We start from the raw sequence: 2187 nt of genomic DNA, 5'->3' as shown, positions 1-2187 counted from the left end.
GTATCAAGCGCGTTCGCGAACTTCGCAACAAGATCGAGAACGAGGCCGCCCAGATGGAGCCCGATGTGCCCGCTCCAGACTCACGACAATTAGACCCGGGTTTGCCCGTGGCCACTGCAATAACCTAACCGGACAACGCTGGGACAACCTCATTCACGAAGGCCATGAAAAATGCCCCCCGAAGTGGGTATGGTGTGAGTCGCGACACACGACACCACAATCCACCGGGAGGGCTTCGTCATGGTACGCACGGCCAGCATCTTCAGTCAAATCCTCGCTCTCGTCGATCGCGTGGCCTTCCGTCGCCTCGCCCAAGACACCAAGGCCAACCGCTTCACCAAGAAGTTCACCGCGTGGGAGCACGTCGTCTCCATGGTCTTCGCTCAACTGGCCCAGGCCAAGAGCCTGCGGGAAACCTGCGACGGCTTGCAGTGCGCGGTCGGGAAGGCCCAGCATCTCGGGATCCAGAACCTCGCCAAACGTTCCACGCTCGCGTACGCCAACGAGCACCGATCCTCGGCCTTGTTCCAAGGGCTCTTCACGCACCTTGTGGAACGGCTTCCGGCCACCGTGGCCGATCGACCGAAGAAGAAGTTCCGGTTCAAGAACAAGCTTGTCAGCCTCGACAGTTCCGTGATCACGCTGTGCCTGAGCCTGTTTCCCTGGGCCAACTACACCCGCACCAAGGGTGGAGTGAAGCTGCACATGCTGCTGGATCACGACGGGTACTGGCCTTCGTATGCGCATCTGACCGAGGCCAACTGCGCAGACATCACCGTCGCGAGGACCCTCGCCCTGGCCAAGGGCTCCGTCGTGGTCATGGACCGCGGCTACGTCGATTACGAGCTCTTTGGCCGCTGGACACGCGACGACGGCGTCTACTTCGTCACACGCATGAAGACCAACATGGCTTACAAGGTCCTCGAGCAACGGCCACTTCCTCCAGAGAAAGGCCACTTGCGCCTCGACCAGGTCATCCAACTCACCAGCGACACGGCCCAGAAGCAGTGTCCGTACCGGCTGCGCCGCGTGGTCGTCTGGGATGCCGAGAACGAGCGCGAGTTGGTTCTTCTGACCAACCACCTCGACTTCGCCGCCGACACGATCGGCGACATTTACCGAGAACGCTGGCAGATCGAGCTCTTCTTCAAGGCCCTCAAGCAGAACCTCAAGGTGAAGACCTTCCTGGGCACCAGCCGCAACGCCCTGGAGGTCCAGCTTTGGACAGCTCTCATCGCCATGCCGCTGATCACCTTCCTTCGGTGGCGAAGCCGGCGAGGTTGGTCCCTGTCCAATCTCGTCGCTCTGCTGCGCTGGAATCTCTTCCAGTACAAGAACTTGGAGGAATGGCTCGACAACCCGTTCGACACCGGGCCGGGCCTACCCGACCACCCGCTGGCCCGACTGCCCGGCTTCGACCTTGGACAGCTGCCCAAGCTCTCGGCCGCCGAAGCCTGGCCCGAGACCTGGATACCCCGCTCGGCGGCGGTAGGCAACCGAGTCTCTCTGGGGAGCAGATGCAGAAGCTCTATCGCATCATTGCTGAGAAGAATCCCTTGCAGCTCAGTTTCGAGTTCGCCTTGTGGACCCGTTCTATGGTCCGGAAAGTGATCATAGATCGCTTCGGGGTGACCCTGAGCGAGTCCCAAGTGGGGCGATTGCTGCGGCAGATGGGCATGAGCCCCCAACGTCCTCTCCATAGGGCCTACCAACGAGACCCCGAGCGCGTCGAGAAGTGGTTGAACGAGGAATACCCTGCCATCCGAGCTCTTGCCAGAGAAGAAGGCGCTCAGATCTTCTTTGGAGACGAGGCGGGCGTTCGGTCTGATTATCACAGCGGCACCACGTGGGCCCCAATGGGTGAGACGCCTGTCGTAGAGACAACAGGAGCGAGATTCGGCGTGAATCTCGTTTCTGCTATCAGCTCCAAGGGGCAGCTGAGATTCATGCTGGTTGACGGGAAGATGACGGCCGAGAAGTTCATCAAGTTCCTCAAGCGCCTGATAGACAAACAAGATAAGCCTGTCTTCCTTATCGTTGATGGCCACCCTACCCACAAGGCAAAGGCTGTCAGTAAATACATAGAGGCAACAAATGGGCGGCTGCGGCTATATCATCTACCACCGTATTCGCCGGACTTGAACCCAGACGAACTCGTCTGGAACCACCTAAAGAATCACAAGATTG

Annotated in this window: 1 protein-coding gene and 1 pseudogene; both read left to right on the top strand. The window is 59.5% G+C overall.

The annotated features are described in order from the left end of the window. Positions 1–240 precede the first annotated feature (240 nt). Positions 241–1377 (top strand): annotated as a pseudogene (locus tag HZB60_09095) (IS4 family transposase). Continuing rightward, the coding region (locus HZB60_09090; GenBank protein MBI5059915.1) for an IS630 family transposase at positions 1347–2187 on the top strand (841 nt) is incomplete at its 3' end. The pseudogene HZB60_09095 and the gene HZB60_09090, both read left to right, overlap by 31 nt.

This window comes from candidate division KSB1 bacterium, from assembly GCA_016214895.1.
Lineage (GTDB): Bacteria > Electryoneota > RPQS01 > RPQS01 > RPQS01 > JACRMR01.
This window is presented reverse-complemented; position numbering and strand designations above follow the sequence as displayed.